The sequence below is a fragment of the Sulfurifustis variabilis genome (genome assembly GCF_002355415.1).
GTDB classification, from domain to species: domain Bacteria; phylum Pseudomonadota; class Gammaproteobacteria; order Acidiferrobacterales; family Sulfurifustaceae; genus Sulfurifustis; species Sulfurifustis variabilis.
In genome coordinates this window covers 209,550-233,433 of record NZ_AP014936.1, presented here as the reverse complement: position 1 = coordinate 233,433, position 23,884 = coordinate 209,550, and the positions used below count along the sequence as shown (strand labels likewise).

Genomic DNA, 23,884 nt, shown 5'->3' with positions numbered 1-23,884 from the left:
GAGAAGAAACGACGTGGACACGGCCAGCGGCGGGCGAGCATAAAGAGTCGCCAGCGCTCTACGCGCGCGACGCGTCTGTCGTTCCCCGACGAGTGGCCGGTTCGATCTCAGGCCGGCATCACTTCCAGGCGCGAGAGCGCCCCCTGTGCGGAGCTCCGGAAACGCACGGGCAGGAACTGCTCGAGCAGCCAGCACACGGTCTGCACGTGCAGCGACAGCGTCCGCGCGAGGAACACGGAGGGACCGGCGGCCCGCGCGAGGTACACGAGGAGCTGGTCGGCGGCGTGCACGTCGAGGGTCGCGCCGCTCTCGATCTCCGGACGCAGCTCGTCGGCCGCGAGCTCGCCGAGGCGCTCCGCCGGCACGCCGCGCTCGGCGACCGCCAGCGCGCCGAGAAGCGCGTGCGCCGTCCGCGCCGCGAGCACGATCGCGCCGCCCGGGCCGAATGCCTCCGTCCGTCCGAGCACGCGGGTGTCGATGCGCACCCGCAGGCCGGCGAGGCGGGCGGTCGCGGCGTTCGCCATGCGCGCGGCGATGTGGCCCGGAAGATTCGCGCAGTACGCGAACCCTTCGATGAGCTCGAGCGCGCCGGCCTGCTCGAGCCGCAGCGGCGCGAAACGCCCGCACGGCTCGATCGTCAGCTCCACCTCGCCGCCGCCGCGCGGGTAGTAGCCGCGCCGCACGATCCGCAAGGACGCGCGGGCGCCGGTGCGCGCGAGGAGCGGAAGAAAGACGCGCTGGAAGTAATCGACGGTCGGTGTGGCGCGCACGTCCGTGCCCCCGGTGACGGTGACGCGCACGGGCCCGGGCGCGCACAGCGCCGCGGGCAGCAGGGCCTGGAGCACCAGCGTCACCGAGCCGGCGGTGCCGACGTCGAAGCGGAATTCCCCGGGCTTGATCCGCCCGGGCAGGAACACGATCTCCCGCGCGCCGAGCGCGAGGCCCGCGACCTCGGCGTCGCAGAGCGCGGCGACCGCCCTCACGGCCGTGAGGTGCTGCGCCGCGAGCCCGGGCGGCCGGCGGCCGGCCCGCATGTTGACGAGCCGGACGCCCTCGCCGGTCATTGCCGCCAGCGCGCACGCCGTGCGCACGACCTGCCCGCCGCCCTCGCCGTGGGAGGCGTCGATGGTCTTCACGCCCGCGGATCCAGATTCACTGGCCTGCTTTGCGCTCCTTGCGCCGCGAGTGCGCGTGAGATCGTGAGGTCGTCAGGTCGTAAGATGCAGGACGTTTCGCTCTCCCGCTCTCCCGACCTCACGACCTCCCGGCCTTACGTCACCCGGGCTAGACGATCGCGCGGCCCCAGCCTTCGAGCGTCAGCGGAAGGACGCGCAGCGACTCGCCCGCTGCGAAGCCCTCGCTCTCCGCCTCGATGCGGATCAGGCCGTTGGTGTGCCGGAGGGCGCCGATCATGTGCGAGCCCTGACCCTTGAGCGCCTCGGCGTGGAGCACCCCGTTCTCGACATAGAGACGGGCGCGCAGGAACTCGGTGCGATCGGGACGGCGCCGGTATGCCGCCGCGGCGCGGGCCGTGAGCTCGACGCAGGCGGCGGTGCCGTGGTGCCACACGCGCACGGCCGGCTCCACGAACAGCTTGAACGTGACGAGGCTCGACACCGGGTTGCCGGGCAGCGCGAAGAAGTGGGCGCGCGAGCCGATCCGCCCGAACGCGACGGGCTTGCCCGGCTTCACCCGCACCTTCCACAGCCGGATCTCGCCGAGCTCGCCGATGACGTCGCGCACGATATCGTGCTCGCCGACCGACGCGCCGCCGCTCGTGACGACGAAGTCGTACTCCCCGGCGGCGATGAGCGCATCGCGCAGGGAGCGCGCGTCGTCGCGCGCGATGCCGCCGTCGACCGCGTCGACGCCGAGCGCCCGGAGCTGCACCAGGGTCGCGAGCCGGTTCGACTCGTAGATCCGGCCGGGCGCGAGCGCCGCGCCCGGCTCGGTCAGCTCGTTCCCGGTGGAGATCACGAGGGCGCGGGCGGGCGCGCAGACCTGCACCCGGTCCACGCCCGCCGTCGCGAGGACGGACAGGTCGGCGGGCATGAGCCGGCGACCCGGCTCGTAGAGCGTCTCGCCGGCGCGGAAGTCCTCGCCGGCGCGCCGCAGGTGCTGAAGCGACTTCGTCGTCTCCGGCACGCGCACGCGATCGCCTTCGCGCACCGCGTTCTCCTGAATGACGATCGTGTCCGCGCCCTCGGGCAGCGGCGCGCCGGTGAAGATGCGCATGGCGGCGCCGGGATCGAGCCGCCCGGGGGCATCGCCGCAGCTCGACGCGCCCCTGACCGGCAGGACGAAGCCGGCGCCCGCCAGGTCGGCCGCGCGCAGCGCGTAGCCGTCCATCGCGGAGTTGTCGAAGGCGGGATGGTCGACCCGCGCGCGGGCGGCCTCGGCGAGGTAGCGTCCGGACGCGCGGTCGAGGGTCACGGTCTCGCGGGCGTCGGCGCGGCGGATCGCGCCGAGGATCTCGGCCTGCGCCTGTTCCAGCGTGAGCATGGCGGCCATGGTAGCACGCGGATTTTCGGCCGGACCGCCGGGAGCCGGGCGGCCGTGGCCGCGCGATGCCGCGCGCGACCCGGAATCCTTTATATAGAAGAGTCGCCGCCGTCGATCAGGGCGAGCGCGTCCGCCCGGCTCTGCACGCCGATGCCCCGGAGCACGCCGTCGACGACCACGGCGGGAATGGTCTTGAGGTGCAGGCGCTCGGTCAGGGCCTGGCCGTCGGGGTCCGCCAGCTTCACGACGGTCAGCTCGATGCCGCGCTCGGCCGCCACGGCGCGCCACACCTTCTCGGCCTGCTGGCACGGCACGCACGAATCGCTGACGAGCAGCTCGATCTTCACGCGAATGGCGCTCGGTGCGGCGCGCGGGCGGCGACCGGCGGGAACGGAATCGGACGGGGGCAGGACGGCATGCCGGCACGATAGGCACGCCGCTTCCGCGACTCATTGACCTTGGTCAACGCACCCGCGCAAGGGGTATTATGGCGCCATGAATCACGCCCACGATCCGCTTCCCGAGCTCCGCCGCGCCTACCTGTTCGCCGACATGACCGATGAGCACCTGAAGCGGCTCACGTCGGGCATGCACGAGATCCACCTCGCGACCGGCGACTCGCTCTTCCGCCACGGCGAGCCGGCCGACCGTTTCTACTTCATTCGCTCCGGCCTCGTGAAGCTCTTCCGTCTGTCGCCCGAGGGCGACGAGAAGATCATCGAGCTCATGCACGCGGGCCAGACCTTCGCCGAGGCGGTGATGTTCATGGGGACGCAGGGGCGCTACCCCGTGAACGCGGCCGCCGTGACCGACGCGCAGCTCTATGCCTTCGAGCAGAAGGGCTTCATCGGCCTGCTGCGCGAGTCGACCGAGGCGACGTTCGGCCTGCTCGCCTCGATGAGCCGGCGCCTCCACATGCTGGTCAACCAGATCGAGAGCCTCACGCTGCAGAACGCCACCTATCGCCTGGTCGCGTACCTGCTCGAGCAGATTCCGCGCGAGGTCCAGACCTCGCCGCAGGTGCAGCTCACCACGCCGAAGGGCGTGATCGCCGCGCACCTCGCGATCCAGCCGGAGACGCTCTCGCGCATCCTCGCCAAGCTGCGCCAGGGCGGCTTCATCGAGGTGCACGGCCACCATATCACCGTCCGCGACGTCGGGGCCCTGCGCAAGCTCGTCCAGCTTCCGCCGGCCGAGTAACGGGCGCCCGCGTGCCTCCGCGTACCGCCCGCCCGCGCCGCCGCGCCACGCGCGACCGCACCCGGGGCCGCGCCGCCGGGCTCACGCATTTCAACGCGGCCGGCGAGGCGCACATGGTCGACGTGGGCGGGAAGCACGTCACGACGCGCGAAGCGGTCGCCGAGGGCGTGATCCGCATGCGGCCCGAGACGCTCGAGCGGATCCTCGCCGGCGGCCACAAGAAGGGCGACGTGCTCGGCGTCGCCCGGCTCGCCGGGATCATGGCGGCCAAGCGCACGGCGGAGCTGGTGCCGCTGTGCCACCCGATCCCGCTCAGCGCCGTGGAGATCGAGCTCGCGCCGGAGAAGGCGGCGGTGCGCTGCCGCGCGACCGTGCGCACGTCCGGGCAGACCGGCGTCGAGATGGAGGCCCTGACCGCGGTCGAGATCGCGCTCCTCACGATCTACGACATGTGCAAGGCGGTGGACCGCGGCATGGTGCTCACCGACATTCGCCTGCTCGCGAAATCCGGCGGCCGGTCCGGGACCTGGGTGCGCGAGGAATAGCGGTCCCCGCCGCCATGAAATTGGCGCTCCAACCCCGTACAATACGCGCCGCCGCGCGGCGCCTCTGATGTAAATCAAGGCCGGCAACCGCCTGTCGCGCCCATACTGGACGGGCCAATCACCCGCTTCCCGCGTGCCTTTGATGTCCAAAGCCGAACTCAAGCTGGCGAACGGATTCACCTTCACGCAGCTCCAGGAGATCGAGACGCTTCGCAAGCTCGATCGGGAGTTCCTCGCGCGCGTGCGCGCGCAGGACGCGGCGCTGCACGAGCGGCTGCTGCGCTACCGCCAGTCCGAACAGGCGCTCGGTCCGATCGAGCGCAGCGAGCTGCTGCTCGCGCTCGGCCCCCTGCTCGAACGGATGGTCGTCGAGCTCTTCGGGGTCGAGGACGCGGTCGCCACGCTGCGCGCGGCGACGCTCGGGCACGACCCGATCTTTGCGTTCAAGAAGAACGTGGTCCTCAAGCGCGCCCGCCGCCGGCTCCTCAAGAAGGACGAGTTCGAGCCGTTCGCGGAGCTGGACCGCTGGCTCACCGGCGCGCTTGCCGCCGCGAAGCTCGACAGCCCCGACCGCGAGCTCGCCACCGCCCGCTACGGGCTCGCGCTGCTCCGAGATGAGAAGGCGAACGCCGACGCGCTCGAAAAGCTCACGCGCTGGTGCGTGCGCGCCATGACCTCCGACGAGGGCGGGCGCGCGACCGCCGGCTGGGTGAGCCTCAAGCTCCCGCACGGCATCGAGCACGACCACCTCGTGCCGTTCGAACCGCTGCCGGACGACCCGGCCGGCCGCGTCGAGGGACCGGCCGGGCACATGCGCCGGCGCGACGGCTTCAAGCTCACCGACCCGCGCATGTCGGGGCGTGAGGTACAGCACCAGGTCAACTACTGCATCTACTGCCACGACCACGACGGCGACTTCTGCTCCAAGGGCTTCCCCGAGAAGAAGGGCGAGCCCGAGCGCGGCCTCAAGGTGAACCCGCTCGGCGTGACGCTCACCGGCTGCCCGCTCGAGGAGAAGATCTCCGAGATGCACGTGATGAAGCGCGACGGCCTCGGGATCGCCGCGCTCGCGATGATCACGATCGACAACCCGATGTGCGCCGCGACCGGGCACCGCATCTGCAACGACTGCATGAAGGCGTGCGTCTACCAGAAGCAGGACCCCGTCGACATCCCGCAGTCCGAGACCGGCATCCTGACGGACGTGCTCGCGCTGCCGTGGGGCGTCGAGATCTACGACCTCCTCATCCGCTGGAATCCGCTGCGCCCGCGCCAGTGGCTGCCCAAGCCCTACAACGGGCTCAAGGCGCTCATCATCGGCATGGGCCCGGCCGGGTTCACGCTCGCGCACCATCTATTGATGGAGGGCTTCGCGGTCGTCGGGACCGAGGGCCTCAAGATCGAGCCGCTGCCGGAGGAGTACGTGCGCCTCCCGGTGCGCAACTACGGCGATCTCAAGGAAGAGCTCGACGAGCGTGTGATGGCGGGCTTCGGCGGCGTGGCCGAGTACGGCATCACGAACCGGTGGGACAAGAACTTCCTGAAGCTCATTTATCTCTCCCTCTCGCGGCGGCCCTACTTCCAGGTCTACGGCGGCGTGCGCTTCGGCGGCACCGTCACCGTCGAGGACGCCTGGGCGATGGGCTTCGATCACGTCGCGATCGCGGTCGGCGCGGGCCTGCCGCAGGCGCTGCCGATCCCGGGCAGCCTCGCCCCGGGCATGCGCCAGGCGAACGACTTCCTCATGGCGCTACAGCTCACCGGCGCCGCGAAGCGCGCGAGCCTCGCGAACCTCCAGGTGCGCCTGCCCGCCGTCGTCATCGGCGGCGGCCTCACCGGCATCGACACCGCGACCGAGGCGCAGGCGTACTACATCGCCCAGGTCGAGAAGACGCTCGACCGCTACGACACGCTCGTCGCGGCGCGCGGCGAGACGGTCGTGCGCGGTCGCCTCGACGAGGAGTCGCGCCTCATCCTCGACGAATTCCTCGAGCACGGCCGCGCGGTGCGCGCCGAGCGGGCGCGGGCAAAGGCCGCGGGCGAGGCGCCGGACTTCCTGCCGCTGCTGAAGCAATGGGGCGGCGTGACCGTCGCCTACCGGCGCGGCATGACCGAGTCGCCGGCCTACACGCGCAACCACGAGGAAATCGTCAAGGCCTTCGAGGAGGGCGTGATGTACGCCGAGGGCCTCGCCCCCGTCCGGGCGGAGCTCGATCGGTTCGGGCACGTCGCCGCCCTCGTGTGCCAGCGGCAGGCCAAGGCCGACACGGGCGCGTGGCGCCCGACCGAGGAAGAGGTGAGGCTCCCCGCCCGCTCGATCTTTGTCGCGACCGGCGCGCGTCCGAACGTCGCCTACGAGTTCGAGCACAAGGGCCACTTCGCCAAGGAGCGCGGGCACTACCAGACCTTCGAGGCGAAGGACGACGCGAACGTCGCCGTCCCCGTCGCGTCGCACGCGAAGCTGCCGGAGTTCGGCCCGTTCACCTCCTACGTGCACGACGGCCGGCGCGTGAGCTTCGTCGGCGACACGCACCCGGTCTTCCACGGAAGCGTCGTGAAGGCGATCGCCTCCGGCAAGCGCATCTACCCGAAGATCGTCGAGACCTTCGGCAGCCGCGCCGACGCCGTCGGCGACGACGAGGAATACGACGCCTTCCGGGCGCACATCGACGCGGCGTTCGCCGTGAAGGTGAAGCGGCTCCGCCGGCTGGCGAAGGACGTCGTCGAGCTGACGGTCCACGCGCCCCAGGCCGCGCTCAAGTTCAAGCCCGGCCAGTTCTTCCGGCTCCAGAACTACGAGACGCATTCGCCCTTCGTCGACGGCACGCGGCTCCAGACCGAGGCGCTCGCGCTCTCGGGCGCGCACGTCGACCCGAAGGCGGGCGACGTCTCGCTGATCGTCGTCGAGCAGGGCGCGAGCTCGCGCCTGATCTCCACGCTCAAGCCCGGCGACCCGGTCGCCCTCATGGGCCCGGCCGGCGTGCGCGCGAAGATCCCGAGCGCGGAAACCGTGATGATCGTCGGCGACCGCCTCGGCGTCGCCCACCTCCTCGCGACCGGCCCGGCGCTCCGCGCCGCCGGCAACCGCGTGCTCTACGTCGGGCACTTCAAAACGGCCGACCAAGTGTTCCTGCGCGAGGAGATCGAGCAGGCCGCCGACGTCGTCGTCTGGTCGGTCGAGGAAGGCCCGCCGGTGAAGCCGTCGCGGCCGGACGATCACTATTCGGTCGGCAGCGCGATCGAGGCGATCCAGCGCTACGCCGACGGCGCGCTCGGCCCGAGCCCGAAGCGCCCGCCGATCCCCGTCGAGGAGGTCGACCGCCTCATGATCGTCGGCAGCAACCGCCTGGTGCGCGCCGTCCGCGACGCCAAGCACGGCCTCCTCGCGCCGCGCTTCTGCAAGGCGGAGCACACGGTCGCCTCCGTCAGCACGCCGATGCAGTGCATGCTGAAGGGCGTGTGCTCGCAGTGCCTCCAGTGGCAGATCGACCCCAAGACCGGCCACCGCACCAAGGCCGTGTTCGGCTGCTCCTGGCAGGACCAGCCCCTCGACATCGTCGACCTCGACAACCTCGACGAGCGCCTCGGCCAGAACCGCCTGCAGGAACGCCTCACCGACCTCTGGCTCGAACACCTCCTCGACCGCAACGCCGTCCCGCGCGTGTAGAAGCGGTCCGAAGTACTCCCTCTCCCTTATTAGTAATTCTCCCTCTCCCCTCCGGGGAGAGGGCCGGGGTGAGGGGCAAATATGCCCCACCCTTCCCAAATCCCCCGCCGTCAGCGATTCTTCTTTTATGCGTCAACGCCGGCACACCGCCGCGCGTTCGAGCTCCGAATAACGATACGAGGACTTACACCATGCTTCGCCACGCCATCCTGGCCGTCACCGTCCTGCTCCTTCCCGCCTGCGCCTCGAGCATGTCCGGCAGCGCCTACGAACGCTCCCAGGCACGCACCGCCTACGACGTCCAGATGGGCATCGTCGAGCACATCCGCGAAGTCCAGATCGAAGGCACCAAGTCCGGCGTCGGCGCCGTGGCGGGCGGCGCCGCCGGCAGCGTCGTCGGTCGCGAGGCCGGCAGCAGCCCGGTCGGCCGCGCCGTCGGCGGGATCGCCGGCGCCGTCATCGGTGGCGTCGCCGGTGCCGCCGCCGAGGAAGGCGTCACCCGCCAGAAGGGCTACGAGATCACCGTGAAGCTCGACAGCGGCCGCCTCCTCGCCGTCGTCCAGGCGGCCGACGAGGAGTTCCGGGTCGGGGAGCGGGTGCGGATCATTCAGGGTGGGCGGGGCGGGACGCGGGTGACGCATTAGCGCTAGACGCGCCCGAAGTTGCTAAGGACACTATCGCCGGATATTGCATATTTCGCAGAGGGGTCCATACGTTCACGCAGCAGTATGTCGCGTACCGCGGCGAACCTCGCCAGCGGAGTACGCGCGCGACGTCAACTTCTGGATTTAGAACGCCGACTTCGAGAGTTCAGCTTGGCGGCAGATTAAGCCTTGCGCGACCCAGTATCGACAGAAGCGAGTCAATGAATCCACAAAAGCGAAGCGCCTCTTCGCGAGTCGACTGGTCGTTCAATGAGTGATGGGCCGGGTTGCGAAAGGCCGCCATGAGGCCCTTAACGAGTTCGAAAAATCCCTGCTGCTCGTCTCGATGCTCACTTACCACCAACAGAGCTCGATCGGGATGGAGCACCCTCGCCACTAGATCCGCAGGATTCATCTTGCCCTTTATCTGCGCCAGCCGCTTGAGACGATTATCGAGAACCACTGTTGCCTCGCGAAAGACACGGTCAAAGCTTTTTCGAGCCGTAAGCAGATCCGCGCAGCGCCTTTTCAGCTCTTCATCACTAAGCAGGAAATCTATTGACGCCCGTAACGGGGACGGTCCTCGGGGATCGCGCGGGACCTTGGCTTCAGTCCGTCGCGGAATAGCGTCGTTGGAGAGCTTGACGAATCGAGCGGCCCCAATTTGTTGCTGTATGTGAGGGTCAAGCCGTCGCTGAAAGGCGGCCGTGCCGATCCCGAATTCTCGTGCCCAGAGGACCATTGCGGCTTCCGACGCAATACTTAGGCGGGCAGCACGGCGGCTGATCTGCTCTCGGATGTACTGAGGACTCTTTTTAGTCTTCGTTGCGAGCTTCTCGAGCAGGACGGGGTCAAGTCGGGTTCGAGGCATTACTCAACCTCGTTCTTAGCCCGCCGAACGTGTTTCATTACTCGGCTCACCCGGTTCGTGTCGACTGAAACGATTCGCCTGAGATCGTCTCTCTTGATCCCCGCCTTCGCGCCCTGCAAGATCAGCAGGTCCTGAAGAACCGACAGGATCGAGTCCAGCTTCCGTTCAATTGGATCGATCTTCTCTGGATTACGCGTCATACCTAGCCCTCCTCATCTGACTTATTTGCTTTAAGGTGTCTCGCAATTCGGCTGACGCGGTTTATGTCGCAGCCGACAATGTTGCGGATCGCGCGTTGTTGAACACCAGCCAGCGCGAGTTGAACAATCAGCATGTTCTTTAGGACTTCTGCTGTCTCGTTGACCTCCTGTATCTTCTTGGCTGCCATAGATCATTCCTCCGATAGTGGAGCGTAGTTTGTGCGTGCGTTTCCCCGCTCCGTGTTCGCTTCCTGGAGCGACTTCATGAGACTTCGAGCCACGCTCTCGGCGGACAAAGGACCGCCGTTGCTTCAGACTGCGTTAGATCGCTCGTCCTCTCTTTCTCGTCCTGACTAGGGCGTTCGAAACTGTCGGGGCCGTTGTGCCGAGTATGTCCGCTATCTCCTGATTGCTAGCCCCGGCTGACGCAAGGAGCACGATCAAATCCGCCTGTTTCATGGTGGACTTGAGCTGCGCGACAAGGAGTCTGTTTGTTAACTTCAGCTGTACCACTACGTCTGCTAGTGTTGCGTGATTGATCTCTCTCGCCATCGATTAAACTCCTTCCATATCGGTAGTCGGCCGTCCTTTTCGTGGCGCCGACCGTGCTCGACTGATCGCCTTGGCGACGGCTGCGTACGATTTGCCAAGTATTTCTGCGATCTCGTTGATATCTAGCCCCGCCCGACGAAGTAGGACCTCGGTCGAAGGACGTCCTTCCTCATCAGCTAGTGCCGCTGCCTGCAGCACCACGACAGCCTTCATATACCGCACCATTTCGTCCACTTTCGCTTCTCCGCGCCTCACCCGGCGCCCATGTCACGCGGACACTAATGGCAATCTGACATAAAGTCAAGTAGCTGCTGTAGACTTAGTTGTAACGTGTATTATTTTACGTGCGTACAAACAAGGTGTTGTAGGATAACTCATTAACATATTTGTCAATATGTGCTTCTTGGTTGACATGCTGAAGTTGCCGGATTGTGCCACATGATGTGGCCGCCGGCTGAGGCGAGGAGAACCGCAGGCGGATGAAGGAAACGATGACAGATTCATTTTCCCCTCCTATCGCCCCCAGCCGGGTAAAACCTCGCCTCTTGCCAGATAGCTTGCGAGAAAGAACGAATGCGGGTCAGATGCGAGTAGAGACGCTCAATGGCTTACGCAATGTCTAGTGCGCCGCAATCCGAGCGAGCGTCGGAGAGAGAGAGCGGAGAGAGAGAGGGTCAGGTCTTGCCTTTTGCCTATCGCGCGTCGCCTCTAATTTGTGAAGCATAAAGAGTCGGGAGTTTCTTGTTCGCCCGGGCGGGAAGATATATCGATCGCGTCTGCTAGCTGCGCGACCCTCCCTTCAATTCCCGCGAGCAGTATCGGATGCCGTGATGACCTTGGCGCACTTGAGTCCGAGGCCGGTAAAGTAACCGCCCTTGCTGCCGCCCTTGTAGTACGCGTAGACGGCGTTGGCGATGTGGCCTGACGGGCAGTAGACGGCCGGGTGCCACTTGGCGCAGTTCGTGTGCTCGTTCTTCTCGAAGGCGTTCAGTGCGATGACCTTGCCGTCCGGTTCGACTTCGGCGGCGTAGAGCCTGATGCCCTTGAGGCGGTTGTCGCTGCTGTCCTTCCTGTCGGTGGTGCAGACCGCGATCCCGCGCGCGTAATGGTCGTCGACGGTCAGCTCGACGATCTTCTTGTTCCCCGCGCCACCCTTGCAGATGCTGATCTCGGCCACTTTGCCCTCCGGGGAGCTCAGCTTTTTCGCCTGAACGTTCAGGTAGCACGGTTTGTCGTTGTCTTCCTCCCACAGGATCTGCTTCACGCCATAGAAGGCGTCGGCGACCTTCTTGTCGCCCGTGTACCCGGAGATCCTGTTCGGGACCGTGGCAGTGCCGAGGGTCAGTGTTTCCCCGGCGTGGCCGGGAGTGGTGACGAGCAGGACGAGTCCGAACAGCGCGGAAAGCGTGGTGGGGTTGGATTTCATGCTTTCTTCCTTGACGATTGTTGTTGAGAAAATGGGACGGTAGGGCGGAACTGCTTCTGATGTCTGTCGGTTCTTTTTTTCCGTGGCGCTTGATCGCGCCGGCGGTGATCCTTCTAATTCCGTTCTCCTGCCATGCTTCCGAGGCATGGTAGGCGGGGGCCCGATCGACGGCAAGCGATCCGCCTTTGGGAGAGCGATTCCACCTGAAGGCGAATCGCCGGCGGCGATGGCGACGCAAGGTTCGAAACGGGGAGGCAACCATGAGCGACGAGGCCGAATACTTCGACGGCGGCTGCACCTGCCGCTTCGTGCGCTACCGCATGACTCGCCGGCCGCTCTTCGTGCACTGCTGCCACTGCCGCTGGTGCCAGCGGGAAACCGGGTCGGCCTTTGTCCTGAACGCGCTCGTCGAGGCCGACTGCGTGCAGGTGCTCTCGGGCGAGGTCGAGGTGATCGATACGCCCTCGTACAGCGGGAAGGGGCAGAAGATTTCCCGCTGCCCGCGGTGCCGCATCGCGGTCTGGAGCAACTACGCGGGCGCGGCCGAGGCGATCCGGTTCGTTCGCGTGGGCACGCTCGACAAGCCCGACCGCTTCCCGCCGGACATCCACATCTACACGTCCTCGAAGCAGCCGTGGGTCGTCATCCCGCCCGGCGTGCCCGCCGTCGCCGAGTATTACCGGGCGTCGGAACGATGGCCGAAGGAAAGCCTCGAACGGCGCGCGAGGCTGTTGGGACGGTAACGGCCGCGCGTTAAAAGGCGCCCGGGCCGATGCGCGGGCAGGCGGTAGAGCCCCGGCGGCCGAGCCGGTTTCGTGATCCCGATCAATTTCCGAAGGGCATCCTGGCTCTAGGATGGACGATCGAATCGACTGCGATCCTCTCCGATGACCCTTCAAATACCCGTCGCCGACTTCTCCGAGGAGCAGCGTGAGCTGTGGCGGCGCGTCCTGGAGCTGTGGGCTCTGTCCCGAAGCCGGGACGCGTCCGGGATCCGCTCCGCGCTTCACCCCGATTACGTCGGGTGGGACATGACCGCCCCGCTCCCGCACGACCGCGAGTCCGCCGTTCGCTCGGTATCGGGCGACTCGCCGGCACTCCTGAGCTACGACCTCCGGCCGCTGAGCGTCCAGATCTACGGCGGGCAGGTCGGTGTGGTCCACTACGCCTATTCCGCCCAGGTCGCGTCGAACGGAACAGCGCCCATTGACGTGAGCGGGAAGTGGAGCGAGGTCTACTTCAGGCAGGACGGGGTGTGGCGGATGATCGCCGTGAGCGGCAGGCCGGATCGGAGCAAAGAGGCATGACGAAAGAAATCGACGATTACACCAAAGGCGTGGAAACGCTCGCCCGGCTGGTCGGGAAAGAGCAGGCTGAACTGGTTGTCGAGCGTTTCCGGAAACTCAGTCCGGCGTTCGAGGGCGAGGCGATCTCGGTCGTGTTCGGGCGCACCTGGTCCCGGGAAGCGCTCGAGCCGAAGGCGCGCGCGCTGTGCAGCGTGGGGATCCTCGCCGCGCTCGGACGTCCGGCCGCGCTGCGGATCGTGCTGGGCATCGCGCTCGAGAGCGGCGCGACGATCGAGGAGATCACCGAAGCGCTGTTGCAGGTCGCGATCTACGCGGGCTATCCGGCCGCCCTCGATGCCCTGCCCGTTCTGGCCGCAGTGCTCGAGGAGCGCGAAGCGAAGCGCTGAGGGGCGACCCCCTTATGGCCGCTCCCTTTCAGCCCGTCAGCGGACGCCGGTTTTCCCTGCCACGGCCGGCTGCTCCGGCAACAGCGTCACGTTCAGCTCCAGCACCTCGCAGTCGCCTTCCCGGTCGAGCTGCATCTTCACGCCGTCCTGGTCGATGGGGACGTACTTGCGGATGACGTTCAGGAGCTCTTCCTTCAGGCGCGGCAGGTAGTCGGGGCCCCCGCGCGGGCTGCGCTCGCGGGCGACGATGATCTGCAGGCGTTCCTTCGCGACCCTGGCGCTCTTCTTCTGCGATCGGAAGTAGTCGAGGAAGCTCATGGTTCAGGTCCCGAACAGGCGGCCGAGGATGCCCCTCTTCTCGGTCATGAAGCGGTGCGGCCGTTCCTCGCCGAGGTAGCGGGCGACGGCGTCCTCGTAGGCCTGGCCGGCGTCGCTCTCCTCGTCGAGGATCACGGGCACGCCGGAGTTCGAGGCCTGGAGCACGGACTTCGACTCGGGGATGACGCCGAGCAGGTCGATCGAGAGGATCTCCCGCACGTCGTCCACGCTCAGCATCTCGCCCTTCTTGACCCGCGCCGGGGAGTAGCGCGTCAGCAGCAGGTACTCCCGCACCCGCGCCTCGTTGCGCTCCGCGCGCCGGGTCTTGCTCGCGAGGATGCCGAGGATGCGGTCGGAATCGCGCACCGACGAGACCTCGGGGTTCGTGACGACGATGGCGTCGTCGGCGAAGTAGGCGGCGAGCAGCGCGCCGCGCTCGATGCCGGCCGGGGAGTCGCACACGATGCAGTCGAAGTGCTTCGAAAGCTCGTCGAGCACCCGCTCGACGCCGTCCTTGGTGAGCGCGTCCTTGTCGCGCGTCTGCGAGGCGGGCAGGATCGCGAGGCCCTCCACGCGCTTGTCCTTGATCAGCGCCTGGTGCAGGTTCGCCTCGCCGTTGATGACGTTGACGAAGTCGTACACGACCCGGCGTTCGCAACCCATGATCAGGTCCAGGTTGCGCAGGCCCACGTCGAAGTCGATCACGACGGTCTTCTTGCCCGCCTGCGCCAGACCGGTCGCGAGCGCGGCGCTGGTGGTGGTCTTGCCCACCCCTCCCTTACCCGAGGTGACGACGATGGTGCGTGCCACGGCTTTCCTCCAGAGACTAGTTTTGGTCGAGCGGCGCTGGTGACCGCTACAACGGTTCAATCATCAGTCGTTCCCCGTTCAGAAAGATCTGAACCGGGCGTTTGCGGATCGTTTCCTTGAACTTCTCGCTGATCTGGTAGCGCCCGGAGATGGAGATGAGCTCGGCGTCCAGGTCCTGGCAGAAGATCCGCGCTTCGGCGTTGCCGCGCACGCCGGCGAGGGCCCGGCCGCGCAGCGAGCCGTATATATGGATGTTCCCGTCCGCCATGATCTCCGCCCCCGGGCTCACGGTCGCGAGGACGGTCAGGTCGCCGCCGCGGGCGTACACCTGCTGGCCCGAGCGCACGGGCTCCTTGATGAGCAGGCTGGTGAGGCGCGGCTGGGCGGCGGCCTCCTTCGGCGGCTGCCGCGGGGGCGCGGCCAGGCCCGGGGAGATCGTCCCGATCCCGACGCCGCCGGCGATCCCGCGCAGCACGTCCCCCGCCCCGCACATGCCCACCGGGACGAAGCTCCGCTCGCGCAGCAGCCGGTCGAACCGCCCGATGTCGAACGCCTCCTGCAGCTCCTGGGGCAGCGCCTCGAAGTCGAGGAGGACGGGGAAGTTCTGGAACAGATGGGGGGCGGTGGCGATCTTGGCGTCCAGCTGCTGGGCGAGGAACCGGAGGTCCGGGGTCAGCACCCGCAGCACCGAGAACGCCATCATGCGCCCCTTGAGTTCGAACGCCCTCGGCGGTTCCTTCGGGAGATTCTGGATGAGGGCCATTCGCACCTGGGCGCGTTGTTCTTTGTCCGGTCAGCGATGCCGGTCGTCCGCGGATGCTACCGCTTACGCCACGCGACTCAACGCACCACGTCGTCTTACGTGCCCCGTTCGTCGCACGCCGAATCGGTCTATTCACCTTCGGGTCGTCGACGGGCTGCTCGCGCAACGTCGATCGGCCGGCAGCCCCGAGACGGCCCGATGCCTCGGCGCGCGATCGACTTCCTCCGACAGCGTGCCTGTCCGTCACGGCGCTCTCGTCTTTTTCGCAAAGGAAGCGGCGAGTGCAGGTGACGTGTAACTGGCTGATACGACGCGCTTTTCCTTTTCGTAGCAGGCGCCCGCCACTTGCCAGTACACGGCGAAGTTGGCGAAGCGCCAGCTGCGGTGGTTCGAGTTCACGCAATACGACGCGTTCTGTCCCCATTGCAATGCCAAAGTCGAGGTCGATCGTAAGACGCAATGGTGGGCGTCTCTGATGTTGCCTGCATTGCTCCTGCTTCCGTGGCATGTCGCGCTCACGAAACACGGCGTCGAAGCGTATGTGTTGTGGGGCGCTTACGGCAGCGGGCTTTTCGGCCTGGTGATGGCGTTCGCAAAGCGTCGCCTGGTCGCGGCCAATGACGACTGAGGCATCGAAGGCGCTCTGTTCGCGGCTCGAGATACGCGGAGAAACCCGAAGCGAGGGACCATGGCTGCCTGCCCGAAATGCGGTATCACGCTCGATTGGTGGAAGGTGCTTCGGCTCGACCGGACGGCTGCGCTGCTGTCGTGCGAGCGATGCGGCACGCTGTTGAAGCTGGATCCGCGGCGCGTCACGGAGCTGATGGGCCTTTTCGCGATTGCGTTATTCCTGCCCGCGACTAACCTCTTTCCGTTCGAGTGGGGGATACCGTGGATCGTTGCGGTTGGGCTCGTCTTCACGCTCGTCTGGGTCGCCCTCTCGCGATTTCAGATCGTCGGCGAAAACGAACTGGCCGTGACGCCGGAACAGGAACAGAGGTTCCGCCGCTATGCGGTGAAGCGAAGACGACTCAACGTTGCTGGCCACGCGCTGCTGTGGGGAGGGCTTCTGCTCGCGTTCTCGCATTTTTATTCGCCGCCCGAGCCAGGCGAGCTCCTTTCGGTTCTTGGCATGGCCGCGGCAATCGTCGGAATGGTGCTTCTGCTGACCACGCGATGCCCGTACTGCTTGAGCATTACCGTCAAGACGACACCGTGGGGCCCCGCGCGGTGCATCAACTGTAATCGCGAGCTCAACGTCGACTAGCGCATCTCTTGTCTGCTCCGGAAGAGGGTCAGAGCATGCCGATTTGCCCGAGTTGCGGTAAGCGCGAGATTCCCGCTCTCGCGTGGCTGGTGAACGACTTCGCCGCCTGCCGTACATGCCTCCGGATCGCGGAGAAATCCCGATTTGTCCGAAAAGCGGCTCTTGTGGGGGTTCGACTCGGCGTTCTGTCTTTCCTCGCGCTTCTCGTCGCGTATCCGGAACTGTTCGCCCGACCGATCGTCGCGGCAGCGATCGCGCTGGGCGCGGTCGTTGTGCTGCTCGTACCGTACTTTTCCCGCCCTTTGCCGTATTCGGGCGACTTTCTGATCAGACGAAGCCGTTTGGACCGCATGTTGCTTCCGTTCTTCTTCCTCCTCGTCGTCGCCTATGCGACGTACCGACTGCTTGAAGTGCTTTGACTTTGTTTCTTTCATCGGGCTGCATTCATTCATATGGATTCTGTCTTGCCTGGCAAAGGCTTTGGTTCGATCGTCTTCCGAAATGGAGTGGACGGGAGGGCACCAAAGCCGAGCCTTGCTCACCGACCTGAAACCGCGGAACGACAATGAATAACCGTCGGTGGCATAAGTTCGAATCTGTCATCATCGCGGCCGTCCTGCTTGCGGCCGCCGCTTACTTTTTCGCTCGAATACCCGAGATCATTCGGGAGGTGGACCGCAGGTATACCGACCTGGGCGTCGTCGGTTGGTCTCTGGCTGTGATCTGGATTCTCGGTTGCTTCGTCCTGATGGAGTCGGTGACCCGCGTTTGCGCGAAAAGGAAGTGGAGCCGGTTTTGCCACATGGAGGGCATGGCCGCCGCCGCTCTTTATATTTTTTTCAGTGCCGTGGTGCTTTTGTGGGTTGTGAAGGGATTCTGAACTGTCCCTCACCCTGATTTGCCCGCGCCATTCCATCGTCGTGCGAGGATATACTGCGGCGGCTAAACGCGACCGCGTCTCTCGATCGCAGCTCATGGACGACGCATGGCCACGTATCAGGACCCCACGAACCTGGAACAGCTGCTCGATCGCGTCGGGGAGACGGCGCGGAAGGGCGACCGCGTTTCCCTGGACGCGATCCTCAAAGTGGTGGGTCGCCGGTCGTACGGGCCCCTGTTGCTTCTGGCGGGGCTGGCGACCCTGGCGCCCGTCATCGGGGACATACCGGGCGTGCCCACGATCATCGGAACGATCGTGCTCCTGTTCGCCGTGCAACTGCTGTTCGGGCGGGAGTGCTTCTGGCTGCCCCGCTGGCTGCTCCGGCGATCGGTGGCGGGGGACAAGCTCGGCAAGGCGACGGGGTGGCTGCGACGCCCGGCGCGATTCGTCGATCGCCTCCTGCGTCCGCGCCTCACGGTCTTCGCGCAGGGACCCGCGATCTACGTCGTCGCCGTCGTCTGCATCGTCATCGCCCTGGCGATGCCCGTGATGGAAATCGTGCCCTTCAGCGCCAACGGCGCCGGGGTCGCGCTCACCGCGTTCGGCCTCTCCCTGATCGCCCGCGACGGCCTGCTGGCGCTGCTCGCCTTCGTCTTCACGGCCGCCACCGCCGGGGCGGTCGTTTACAATCTCCTCTGATCCACAACGGAGCCGGGCGATGATCTTCAGAGGCAGCTGCCATTGCGGTCAGGTCGCGTTCGAAGTCGAAGGCGAGCTCGCGCGGGTCACGGAGTGCAACTGCTCCATCTGCTCCCGCAAGGGAGCGCTGCTCTGGTTCGTTCCCCGGGAGAAGTTCCGGCTGATTTCGGGAGAGCAAAGCCTCGGCACCTACGCATTCGGCTCCCGGACGGTCAGCCATCGGTTCTGCTCGACGTGCGGAATCCATCCCTTCGGCGAAGGCGTGGACCCGTCCGGTAACCGGATCACCGCCGTCAACGCGCGCTGCCTGGACGATGTCGACCTGTCGTCGCTCGTCGTCGAGCATTTCGACGGGCGGGCGCTTTGAATGGACGATTCGCGCGGATCGCGGAGCACGAACATGCAGAGCGATGAGCAGGAGATACGGCAGCTCGTCGACACCTGGATGAGGGCGACGAAGGCCGGCGACATCGACACGGTCCTCGGCCTGATGGCGGACGACGTCGTTTTTCTCGTCGCCGGCCAGCCGCCCATGATCGGGAGATCGGCGTTCGCCGCGGCCGCCAAAGCCCACCCGGGCGGCGAACGGCCGACGTTCGAGGGGACGAGCGAGATTCAGGAGATCACGGTGCTCGGAGAGTGGGCGTTCATGTGGACCCGGCTCTCGGTCGTCGTGACGCCGCCGGGCGGCGCGCCGCCGATGAAGCGGGCCGGGCACACGCTTCCCGTCCTGAAGAAGCAGAACGGGAAGTGGGTGCTGGCGCGGGATGCGAACCTGCTCGCCCCCGTCCCGTCCCAGCCGCGCGGCGGGGTTATTTCCGGAACAGCCAGAGGATGAGCGAGATCACCACGCTGATGATGATCATCGTGGTGATCGGGAAGTAGAAACGGAAATTTTCGCGCTCGATGGCGATGTCGCCGGGGAGGCGGAAGAGGCCGAGCTTGGTGAGCCAGGGCCAGGCGAGGCCGACGACCACGAGCAGGATGCCGATGGCGATGAGCGTGCGACTCATGCCGGTTCGCGCCCTTCCGTGTTCAGGAAATCCAGGATCTCGTCGCGCCGCACCATCGCGTCGGCGTAGCCGAGCGCCATGAGCGCGTTGGTGTAGGGCCTCTCGAAGAGCAGGTAGCTCGCCAGGTTCGAGCCGCCTCGCTTGAACACCCCGGCGCGGCGGAAGAGGAAGCGCAGCGTGCGCGGCAGATGCTCCACGTAGCGGGCGGCGATCTGCTCCAGGTCCTGGCTCGGCGCGATCACGAGGACCTGCACGTGGCGCAGCGTCACCCCGCCCTCCTGCAGCGTATCCTGCGGGATCAGGCTGATGGTCCTGTTGATGCGCTGGAGACGCTCGAGGTCGGCCGACAGCGCGTCGAGGAAGATGCTGTCCAGCACGTGGCCGGCGATCTGCGCGAGCGAGGGATACCCGGCCGAGTGCGGGCGCGGGGTGCGCGGGGCGGTCGAATCCTCGCGTACGCCGATCACGAGCACGCGGTCGGCCCCGAGGTGCAGCGCCGGGCTGATGGGCGCGGCGTGGCGCATCGAGCCGTCCCCGAAGTACTCGCGATTGATCGGCACGGCGGCGAAGAGGAACGGGATCGCCGAGGAGGCGAGCAGGTGATCGACCGTGATCCGCTCCGGCACCCCGAACCGGTTGGCCCGCTTCCAGGGCGCGATCGTGTCCGCGCCCTGATAGAAGATGACGGAGTCGCCGGACTCGTAGCCCGAGCAGGTGACGGAGAGCGCCCGCAGGGCGCCGGCCTCGATCGAGGCCTGGATCTCCTCGCAGGGCATGTGCCGCACCAGCAGCTCCTTGAGCGGCGCGCGGTCGAGGAGCGCGTGCGGGTTGCGCCGGCCGAGGCCGCCGAACATCAGGGCGACGAGCCAGTGCAGCCCCGTCCCGAGCAGGCCGAGCGTGTCCGCGCGATAGACGTGGTGCACGCGGAAGTTGCGCCAGACGTAGTGGAGCCGGCGCACGCCGGAATGGAAGCGCCGGGCCCAGATCGCGAGGGCGGCGGCGTTGATCGCTCCCGCCGACACGCCGGAAAGGACCGGGAAGGGATTGGGGCAGCCTTCGGGCAGCATCTCGGCGATGGCCTTGAGCACGCCCACCTGATACGCCGCCCGGGCGCCCCCGCCCGCCATCACCAGGCCGACCACCGGCTTTTTTTTCGCCTGCGCGCTCACCGTGCGTTTCCGCTCCCTTGCCTTCGTTTACCCGCTCGACCCGGCGCCGTCAAATCCCTGCGGCACTCGCGGTGACGCCGCCGCGACGCGCAAGCTACAATCGAACGCAAAGCGACGCAACGCACAACGACGATACTCGGAATCACGGCGTGAGCAACGCGCAGGACAAGGTACTCGCGCTCGCGGGGATGTTTCAGGCGGCGCGACTGGTGCAGAAGCTCGCGCGGGACGGCCGGACGGAAACGCGGCCTTTCGCGGCCAGCGTGCGCTCGGTGCTCATGATCGACGCCGAGAACGCGGCCGAGGTGTACGGCGGCGTGGGCGGTGTCGCCCTCGGCCTCAAGCTGCTGCGGGACAAGCTTTCCGGCAGCGCCGAGCCGAGCGACCTCGAGCTCGCCAAGTACGTGATCTCCATGCTCCAGCTCGAGGCGGCGCTGCGGCGCCGGCCCGAGGTCGCGGAGGCGATACGCGCCGGCGTCCGCGCGGCGGAGACGCAGATGAGCCTCTTTCACGGGGAGAGCGAGGACGAGGAGGAAGAGGACGACGCAGACACCGTGCACCCGCGCCTCGTCGACCTGCTGGCCGAGCTCTACACGCAGACGCTGAGCACGCTCAACCCGCGGATCATGGTGAGCGGGGAGCACGGCCACCTCTCCAACCCGGAGATCGCCGCGCGCGTGCGGGCGGGACTCTTCGCCGGCATCCGCTCCGCGGTGCTGTGGCGCCAGCTCGGCGGCAACCGCTGGCAGCTCGTGCTCCAGCGCCGCGCGATCGCGCAGGAAGCGGAGCGGCTGCTGAAAAGCGCAGAACGGCAGTGATAAGTGCTAAGCGATAAGTGACAAGTTGAAGTGCGCGCTTCGCGCGCTCATTGACTCAGCACTCATCACTTATCGCTCGCGTCAGCGCTTCACCGGCCGCTTCGCGAGCTTGCGCTGCAGCGTGCGCCGGTGCATCCCGAGCCGGCGCGCGGTTTCCGAGATGTTTCCCTCGCATTCGAGCAGGATCTTCTGGATGTGCTCCCATTCCAGGCGCGCGACCGAGAGCGGGCGCGCTTCGACCGGCGCCCGCGCGTCTCCCTCGAGCCTGTCGAACGCCGCCACCACCTGATCGGCGTCGGCCGGCTTCGCCAGGTACTGCACCGCTCCGAGCTTGATCGCCTCGACCGCGGTCGCGATGCTCGCGTAGCCGGTGAGCACGACGATGCGGGTGTGCGGATCGAGCGCGTGCAGGCGCGCCACGAGCTCGAGCCCGCTCGGGCCCGGCATCTTGAGGTCGATGACCGCGTACTCGGGCGGCTCGGACTCGGCGGCCGCGAGCCCTTGCGGCACGTCGTGGGCGGTGCGCACCGCGAACCCCCGCGACTCCAGGGCGCCGGCGAGCACCCGGCAGAACGTCTCGTCGTCGTCGACGAGGAGCAGCGTCGGCCGGTCGTCGGCGAGCGGCGTGCTCATGCCGCGATCCTGAGCGGCGCGAGCGGCAGCGACAGCCGGCAGCATGCGCCGCCCCCTTCGCGGTTGTAGAGCACCACGCGCCCGCCGAGGCGCTCGATCGTGGTGTGCGCGAGAAAGAGGCCGAGCCCCAGCCCTTCGCCTTCGGCCTTGGTCGTGAACGGCTCCTTGCCGGCGCGCCCTCGTGCCGCCGCGGAAAGCCCGGGGCCGCGGTCGCAGACCTCCAGCACGAGCTCCGCGTCGGACCAGCGCGCATGCACGGCGACCTCGTCGGGCGAGGCGTCGGCCGCGTTGTTGAGGATGCTCAGGACCGTCTGGCTCAGCGTCTGCTCGGCGACGATCTGCGGCGCCGGTCGCGTGCCGTCCGCCTGATAGTTGATCCCCGCCGTCGGGCGCATCGCCCGCCAGCGCGCGAGCAGCTCCTCGAGATAGGCGTCGAGCCCCAGGCGCCGGCCCGACTCCGCGCGCGTGTGGCCGGCGGCGGCCGACAGGGTCGAGAGGATCTGACGGCACCGTTCGATCTGCGCGCGCAGCGTCTGCAGCCGCTCGCGCCCGACCGGCGCGTCGGGAGCGATGTCGTTGACCACAACGGCCATGGTGGAGAGCGGCGTGCCGAGCTCGTGCGCCGCGCCGGCGGCCAGCGCGCCGAGCGCGACGACGCGCTCGTGCTTGAGCTCGCGCTCGCGCATCTCGGCGCGCAGGCGGTCGCGCTCGCGCAGCGTGTTCGCCATGTTCACGGCGAAGAAGGCGATGAGCGTCGCGCTCACGAGGAAGCCCAGCCACATCCCGAGCACGTGCAGGCCGAAGTCGTCGACGTCGGCGTGCGCGGTGTGCATGGCGGGCAGCGGCAGGTACCAGGCCAGCAGCAGCGAGTACGTGCCGACGGTGAGCGCGAGCATCGCCGCGGTGTAGCGGCCCGGGAGCGCGGCGGCCGTGAGCGTGAGCGGCAGCAGAAAGAGCACGGTGAACGGGTTGGTCGAGCCGCCGGTGTAATAGAGGAACACCGTGAGCGCGACCACGTCGAGCACCAGGTGCGCGAACAGCTCGGGGTCGGTCACCGGCGAGTCGACGTACAGGCGCACCCAGCTCGCGAAGTGCACGGCCAGCACGACCGTGAGAAGCATGGCGAGCGGCTCGAGCGGAAGCGGCAGGTGCAGCCGGGCGCGGGCGATCCAGACGGCGAGCACCAGCCCCGCGAGCACGATCGCGCGCAGCCCGATCAGGCGCTTGAGATTGATGCCGGCGGAGGAGAGCACGGACACGGAACGCTCGCGGTAGGCCTGCCCGGATTGTATGCCCGGGCAGGAGGGCCGCAAACAAGAGCCCGGGGTGCGGCCCGATGCCGGGGGAGCAAGGGCGGGTGGCCGAAGCCCGCCCCGAGCGATGTGCCGCGGGATCGCACGCAGAGCGAGACGGGATGGGGTGCGACAACTTGTCGCGCGACACTCGACCGCATTCTGACTCCCGGCTTTCCCGATTAGCATCGCGCGCAGGTCAACTTTACGCCTCGCGCCGTGCGCTCGTTCGCCGCCGACCGCCGCCTGCCACCCGCCCTCGGCTTCTCGCTGCTCGCGCACGTCGCGTTCTTCCTCGCCTTCCGCCCGCCGGTTCCCGATCAACTCGCCCGGCACGTCTCGCAGATCGTGGACGTGCACTTCGCCGCGATCGCGCCGCTCCCCGAGGTCGCGCCGCAACCGGCCGCACGCCCGCGGCATGCCAAAAAGCCGCCGACCGCCAGGCCGGCCCCGCCGCCCGAGCCGCGGTCGGTGCGAACGGCGGAAGCGGCGCCCGAGCCCGCCCCGGCGACCGAGCCGGCGGCACAGGAAGAGACGACCCCGACCTCCGCGGAGCCCGTCCCGGAACCGGCCCACGTCCCGAGCGAAACCCCGTCGACCTCGTCTGCGCCGCCGGCCGCACCCATCGCCGAGGCACGCTACGAAGTCCGGGGGCTCGACAACCCGAAACCCCCGTACCCGCTTGCCGCACGCCGGCAAGGGATCGAAGGCCGCGTGCTGCTCACCGCGCACGTGCGCGCCGACGGCTCGTGCCGCGACGTGCGCCTCAAGCAGTCGAGCGGGCACTCGCTCCTCGATCGCGCCGCGCTCGACACCGTGAAGCGCTGGCGCTTCCTGCCCGCAAGCCGCGCGGGCAACGCGATCGATTCCTGGGTCGACGTGCCGATCCGCTTCCGGCTCGAAGACCGCGCCTGACCCTCCC

General features: G+C 67.5%; 30 protein-coding genes. 16 read left to right on the top strand and 14 right to left on the bottom strand.

The window, feature by feature from the left end; translation table 11 throughout:
• Positions 1–107: 107 nt before the first annotated feature.
• The 3 genes from rtcA to SVA_RS01095 form a co-directional block, all read right to left on the bottom strand.
• Positions 108–1,136 carry an RNA 3'-terminal phosphate cyclase gene (gene rtcA / locus SVA_RS01105; protein WP_096457572.1) on the bottom strand — a complete coding sequence of 343 codons (1,029 nt, stop codon included), beginning with the start codon at positions 1,134–1,136 and terminating at the stop codon, positions 108–110.
• Between the two features lie 148 nt (positions 1,137–1,284).
• Positions 1,285–2,511: a molybdopterin molybdotransferase MoeA gene (locus SVA_RS01100; protein ID WP_096457569.1), complete on the bottom strand. Its 1,227-nt coding sequence runs from the start codon at positions 2,509–2,511 to the stop codon at positions 1,285–1,287.
• Positions 2,512–2,591: 80 nt separating this feature from the next.
• Positions 2,592–2,849, bottom strand: a complete 258-nt coding sequence (locus SVA_RS01095) for a thioredoxin family protein (RefSeq protein WP_169923915.1) — start codon at positions 2,847–2,849, stop codon at positions 2,592–2,594.
• A 148-nt stretch (positions 2,850–2,997) separates the two neighbouring features.
• On the opposite strand from SVA_RS01095, the gene SVA_RS01090 reads away from it, so the two are divergent.
• The 4 genes from SVA_RS01090 (at position 2,998) to SVA_RS01075 (ending at position 8,558) form a co-directional block, all read left to right on the top strand.
• The gene (locus tag SVA_RS01090) at positions 2,998–3,702 is read left to right on the top strand and encodes a Crp/Fnr family transcriptional regulator (RefSeq protein ID WP_096457563.1); all 705 of its coding nucleotides are present in this window, start codon (positions 2,998–3,000) and stop codon (positions 3,700–3,702) included.
• 11 nt (positions 3,703–3,713) lie between these two features.
• Positions 3,714–4,247 carry a cyclic pyranopterin monophosphate synthase MoaC gene (moaC, locus tag SVA_RS01085; protein ID WP_096457560.1) on the top strand — a complete coding sequence of 178 codons (534 nt, stop codon included), beginning with the start codon at positions 3,714–3,716 and terminating at the stop codon, positions 4,245–4,247.
• Positions 4,248–4,389: 142 nt separating this feature from the next.
• Positions 4,390–7,914 (top strand): FAD-dependent oxidoreductase, encoded by a 3,525-nt coding sequence (locus SVA_RS01080; protein ID WP_096457557.1) that lies wholly within the window; start codon positions 4,390–4,392, stop codon positions 7,912–7,914.
• 191 nt (positions 7,915–8,105) lie between these two features.
• Positions 8,106–8,558, top strand: coding sequence for an outer membrane lipoprotein (locus tag SVA_RS01075; protein WP_096457554.1), 453 nt, complete (start codon positions 8,106–8,108; stop codon positions 8,556–8,558).
• 166 nt (positions 8,559–8,724) lie between these two features.
• On the opposite strand, the gene SVA_RS01070 is transcribed toward SVA_RS01075, so the two are convergent.
• The 4 genes from SVA_RS01070 to SVA_RS01055 all read right to left on the bottom strand — a co-directional run bounded on the left by SVA_RS01070 (position 8,725) and on the right by SVA_RS01055 (position 11,607).
• Positions 8,725–9,429 (bottom strand): TIGR02391 family protein, encoded by a 705-nt coding sequence (locus SVA_RS01070; RefSeq protein ID WP_096457551.1) that lies wholly within the window; start codon positions 9,427–9,429, stop codon positions 8,725–8,727.
• 202 nt (positions 9,430–9,631) lie between these two features.
• On the bottom strand, positions 9,632–9,817 hold the full coding sequence (locus SVA_RS01060; RefSeq protein ID WP_096457545.1) for a hypothetical protein: 186 nt from the start codon (positions 9,815–9,817) through the stop codon (positions 9,632–9,634).
• A gap of 367 nt (positions 9,818–10,184) precedes the next feature.
• On the bottom strand, positions 10,185–10,394 hold the full coding sequence (locus SVA_RS20370) for a sigma factor-like helix-turn-helix DNA-binding protein (protein WP_420823899.1): 210 nt from the start codon (positions 10,392–10,394) through the stop codon (positions 10,185–10,187).
• A gap of 586 nt (positions 10,395–10,980) precedes the next feature.
• Positions 10,981–11,607 carry a hypothetical protein gene (locus SVA_RS01055; RefSeq protein ID WP_096457542.1) on the bottom strand — a complete coding sequence of 209 codons (627 nt, stop codon included), beginning with the start codon at positions 11,605–11,607 and terminating at the stop codon, positions 10,981–10,983.
• 260 nt (positions 11,608–11,867) lie between these two features.
• Here SVA_RS01055 and SVA_RS01050 point away from each other — a divergent pair, with 260 nt between their 5' ends.
• The 3 genes from SVA_RS01050 to SVA_RS01040 all read left to right on the top strand — a co-directional run bounded on the left by SVA_RS01050 (position 11,868) and on the right by SVA_RS01040 (position 13,300).
• Positions 11,868–12,350, top strand: a complete 483-nt coding sequence (locus SVA_RS01050; RefSeq protein ID WP_096457539.1) for a GFA family protein — start codon at positions 11,868–11,870, stop codon at positions 12,348–12,350.
• 144 nt (positions 12,351–12,494) lie between these two features.
• Positions 12,495–12,914 (top strand): nuclear transport factor 2 family protein, encoded by a 420-nt coding sequence (locus tag SVA_RS01045; protein WP_096457536.1) that lies wholly within the window; start codon positions 12,495–12,497, stop codon positions 12,912–12,914.
• Complete coding sequence (locus SVA_RS01040) at positions 12,911–13,300, top strand: carboxymuconolactone decarboxylase family protein (RefSeq protein ID WP_096457532.1); 390 nt, start codon at positions 12,911–12,913, stop codon at positions 13,298–13,300. The genes SVA_RS01045 and SVA_RS01040 overlap by 4 nt, the downstream gene beginning before the upstream one ends.
• A 36-nt stretch (positions 13,301–13,336) precedes the next feature.
• On the opposite strand, the gene minE is transcribed toward SVA_RS01040, so the two are convergent.
• The 3 genes from minE to minC are packed head-to-tail and all read right to left on the bottom strand — an operon-like array spanning position 13,337 to position 15,191.
• Positions 13,337–13,618, bottom strand: coding sequence for a cell division topological specificity factor MinE (minE, locus tag SVA_RS01035; protein ID WP_096457529.1), 282 nt, complete (start codon positions 13,616–13,618; stop codon positions 13,337–13,339).
• A gap of 3 nt (positions 13,619–13,621) precedes the next feature.
• Positions 13,622–14,428, bottom strand: a complete 807-nt coding sequence (minD, locus tag SVA_RS01030) for a septum site-determining protein MinD (protein WP_096457526.1) — start codon at positions 14,426–14,428, stop codon at positions 13,622–13,624.
• Positions 14,429–14,474: 46 nt separating this feature from the next.
• Positions 14,475–15,191, bottom strand: a complete 717-nt coding sequence (gene minC, locus SVA_RS01025; RefSeq protein ID WP_096457523.1) for a septum site-determining protein MinC — start codon at positions 15,189–15,191, stop codon at positions 14,475–14,477.
• Positions 15,192–15,555: 364 nt separating this feature from the next.
• On the opposite strand from minC, the gene SVA_RS01020 reads away from it, so the two are divergent.
• From SVA_RS01020 to SVA_RS00990, 7 genes are all read left to right on the top strand, one after another.
• Positions 15,556–15,819 (top strand): hypothetical protein, encoded by a 264-nt coding sequence (locus tag SVA_RS01020; RefSeq protein ID WP_096457520.1) that lies wholly within the window; start codon positions 15,556–15,558, stop codon positions 15,817–15,819.
• 60 nt (positions 15,820–15,879) lie between these two features.
• Complete coding sequence (locus SVA_RS01015; protein WP_096457518.1) at positions 15,880–16,458, top strand: hypothetical protein; 579 nt, start codon at positions 15,880–15,882, stop codon at positions 16,456–16,458.
• An 89-nt stretch (positions 16,459–16,547) separates the two neighbouring features.
• Positions 16,548–16,877, top strand: a complete 330-nt coding sequence (locus SVA_RS01010; protein ID WP_148665340.1) for a hypothetical protein — start codon at positions 16,548–16,550, stop codon at positions 16,875–16,877.
• Positions 16,878–17,023: 146 nt separating this feature from the next.
• Positions 17,024–17,338 (top strand): hypothetical protein, encoded by a 315-nt coding sequence (locus SVA_RS01005; RefSeq protein WP_096457513.1) that lies wholly within the window; start codon positions 17,024–17,026, stop codon positions 17,336–17,338.
• 105 nt (positions 17,339–17,443) lie between these two features.
• Entirely contained in the window at positions 17,444–18,037 is a 594-nt protein-coding gene (locus tag SVA_RS01000) for an exopolysaccharide biosynthesis protein (RefSeq protein ID WP_096457510.1), read from the top strand.
• A 19-nt stretch (positions 18,038–18,056) separates the two neighbouring features.
• Positions 18,057–18,404, top strand: coding sequence for a GFA family protein (locus SVA_RS00995; protein ID WP_096457507.1), 348 nt, complete (start codon positions 18,057–18,059; stop codon positions 18,402–18,404).
• Between the two features lie 33 nt (positions 18,405–18,437).
• Complete coding sequence (locus tag SVA_RS00990) at positions 18,438–18,875, top strand: YybH family protein (RefSeq protein ID WP_096462771.1); 438 nt, start codon at positions 18,438–18,440, stop codon at positions 18,873–18,875.
• Here the strand turns inward: SVA_RS00990 and SVA_RS00985 are convergent.
• Complete coding sequence (locus SVA_RS00985) at positions 18,850–19,050, bottom strand: DUF2905 domain-containing protein (RefSeq protein ID WP_096457504.1); 201 nt, start codon at positions 19,048–19,050, stop codon at positions 18,850–18,852. The genes SVA_RS00990 and SVA_RS00985 overlap by 26 nt on opposite strands.
• The gene (locus SVA_RS00980; protein ID WP_197703307.1) at positions 19,047–20,219 is read right to left on the bottom strand and encodes a patatin-like phospholipase family protein; all 1,173 of its coding nucleotides are present in this window, start codon (positions 20,217–20,219) and stop codon (positions 19,047–19,049) included. Before SVA_RS00980 ends, SVA_RS00985 begins: the two co-directional genes overlap by 4 nt.
• Positions 20,220–20,368: 149 nt before the next feature.
• On the opposite strand from SVA_RS00980, the gene hflD reads away from it, so the two are divergent.
• The gene (gene hflD, locus SVA_RS00975) at positions 20,369–21,037 is read left to right on the top strand and encodes a high frequency lysogenization protein HflD (protein WP_096457501.1); all 669 of its coding nucleotides are present in this window, start codon (positions 20,369–20,371) and stop codon (positions 21,035–21,037) included.
• An 81-nt stretch (positions 21,038–21,118) separates the two neighbouring features.
• On the opposite strand, the gene SVA_RS00970 is transcribed toward hflD, so the two are convergent.
• Positions 21,119–21,670: a response regulator transcription factor gene (locus tag SVA_RS00970; RefSeq protein WP_096462769.1), complete on the bottom strand. Its 552-nt coding sequence runs from the start codon at positions 21,668–21,670 to the stop codon at positions 21,119–21,121.
• Positions 21,667–22,929 (bottom strand): ATP-binding protein, encoded by a 1,263-nt coding sequence (locus SVA_RS00965; RefSeq protein ID WP_169923914.1) that lies wholly within the window; start codon positions 22,927–22,929, stop codon positions 21,667–21,669. The genes SVA_RS00970 and SVA_RS00965 overlap by 4 nt, the downstream gene beginning before the upstream one ends.
• A gap of 252 nt (positions 22,930–23,181) precedes the next feature.
• On the opposite strand from SVA_RS00965, the gene SVA_RS00960 reads away from it, so the two are divergent.
• On the top strand, positions 23,182–23,877 hold the full coding sequence (locus SVA_RS00960) for an energy transducer TonB (RefSeq protein WP_096462768.1): 696 nt from the start codon (positions 23,182–23,184) through the stop codon (positions 23,875–23,877).
• Positions 23,878–23,884: the final 7 nt, after the last annotated feature.

Excerpts from the sequence above, each read along its gene's own strand:
- minE (WP_096457529.1), bottom strand. The coding sequence starts at position 13,618 with ATGAGCTTCCTCGACTACTTCCGATCGCAGAAGAAGAGCGCCAGGGTC.
- SVA_RS01000 (WP_096457510.1), top strand. The coding sequence starts at position 17,444 with ATGGCCACGTATCAGGACCCCACGAACCTGGAACAGCTGCTCGATCGC.
- SVA_RS00970 (WP_096462769.1), bottom strand. The coding sequence starts at position 21,670 with ATGAGCACGCCGCTCGCCGACGACCGGCCGACGCTGCTCCTCGTCGAC.
- SVA_RS00990 (WP_096462771.1), top strand. The coding sequence starts at position 18,438 with ATGCAGAGCGATGAGCAGGAGATACGGCAGCTCGTCGACACCTGGATG.
- SVA_RS01100 (WP_096457569.1), bottom strand. The coding sequence starts at position 2,511 with ATGGCCGCCATGCTCACGCTGGAACAGGCGCAGGCCGAGATCCTCGGC.
- minC (WP_096457523.1), bottom strand. The coding sequence starts at position 15,191 with ATGGCCCTCATCCAGAATCTCCCGAAGGAACCGCCGAGGGCGTTCGAA.
- SVA_RS01075 (WP_096457554.1), top strand. The coding sequence starts at position 8,106 with ATGCTTCGCCACGCCATCCTGGCCGTCACCGTCCTGCTCCTTCCCGCC.
- SVA_RS20370 (WP_420823899.1), bottom strand. The coding sequence starts at position 10,394 with ATGAAGGCTGTCGTGGTGCTGCAGGCAGCGGCACTAGCTGATGAGGAA.
- SVA_RS01080 (WP_096457557.1), top strand. The coding sequence starts at position 4,390 with ATGTCCAAAGCCGAACTCAAGCTGGCGAACGGATTCACCTTCACGCAG.
- SVA_RS00995 (WP_096457507.1), top strand. The coding sequence starts at position 18,057 with ATGATCTTCAGAGGCAGCTGCCATTGCGGTCAGGTCGCGTTCGAAGTC.
- SVA_RS01090 (WP_096457563.1), top strand. The coding sequence starts at position 2,998 with ATGAATCACGCCCACGATCCGCTTCCCGAGCTCCGCCGCGCCTACCTG.
- SVA_RS00985 (WP_096457504.1), bottom strand. The coding sequence starts at position 19,050 with ATGAGTCGCACGCTCATCGCCATCGGCATCCTGCTCGTGGTCGTCGGC.
- SVA_RS01055 (WP_096457542.1), bottom strand. The coding sequence starts at position 11,607 with ATGAAATCCAACCCCACCACGCTTTCCGCGCTGTTCGGACTCGTCCTG.
- SVA_RS01060 (WP_096457545.1), bottom strand. The coding sequence starts at position 9,817 with ATGGCAGCCAAGAAGATACAGGAGGTCAACGAGACAGCAGAAGTCCTA.
- SVA_RS01040 (WP_096457532.1), top strand. The coding sequence starts at position 12,911 with ATGACGAAAGAAATCGACGATTACACCAAAGGCGTGGAAACGCTCGCC.
- SVA_RS01070 (WP_096457551.1), bottom strand. The coding sequence starts at position 9,429 with ATGCCTCGAACCCGACTTGACCCCGTCCTGCTCGAGAAGCTCGCAACG.
- SVA_RS01015 (WP_096457518.1), top strand. The coding sequence starts at position 15,880 with ATGGCTGCCTGCCCGAAATGCGGTATCACGCTCGATTGGTGGAAGGTG.
- SVA_RS01045 (WP_096457536.1), top strand. The coding sequence starts at position 12,495 with ATGACCCTTCAAATACCCGTCGCCGACTTCTCCGAGGAGCAGCGTGAG.
- SVA_RS01050 (WP_096457539.1), top strand. The coding sequence starts at position 11,868 with ATGAGCGACGAGGCCGAATACTTCGACGGCGGCTGCACCTGCCGCTTC.
- SVA_RS01005 (WP_096457513.1), top strand. The coding sequence starts at position 17,024 with ATGAATAACCGTCGGTGGCATAAGTTCGAATCTGTCATCATCGCGGCC.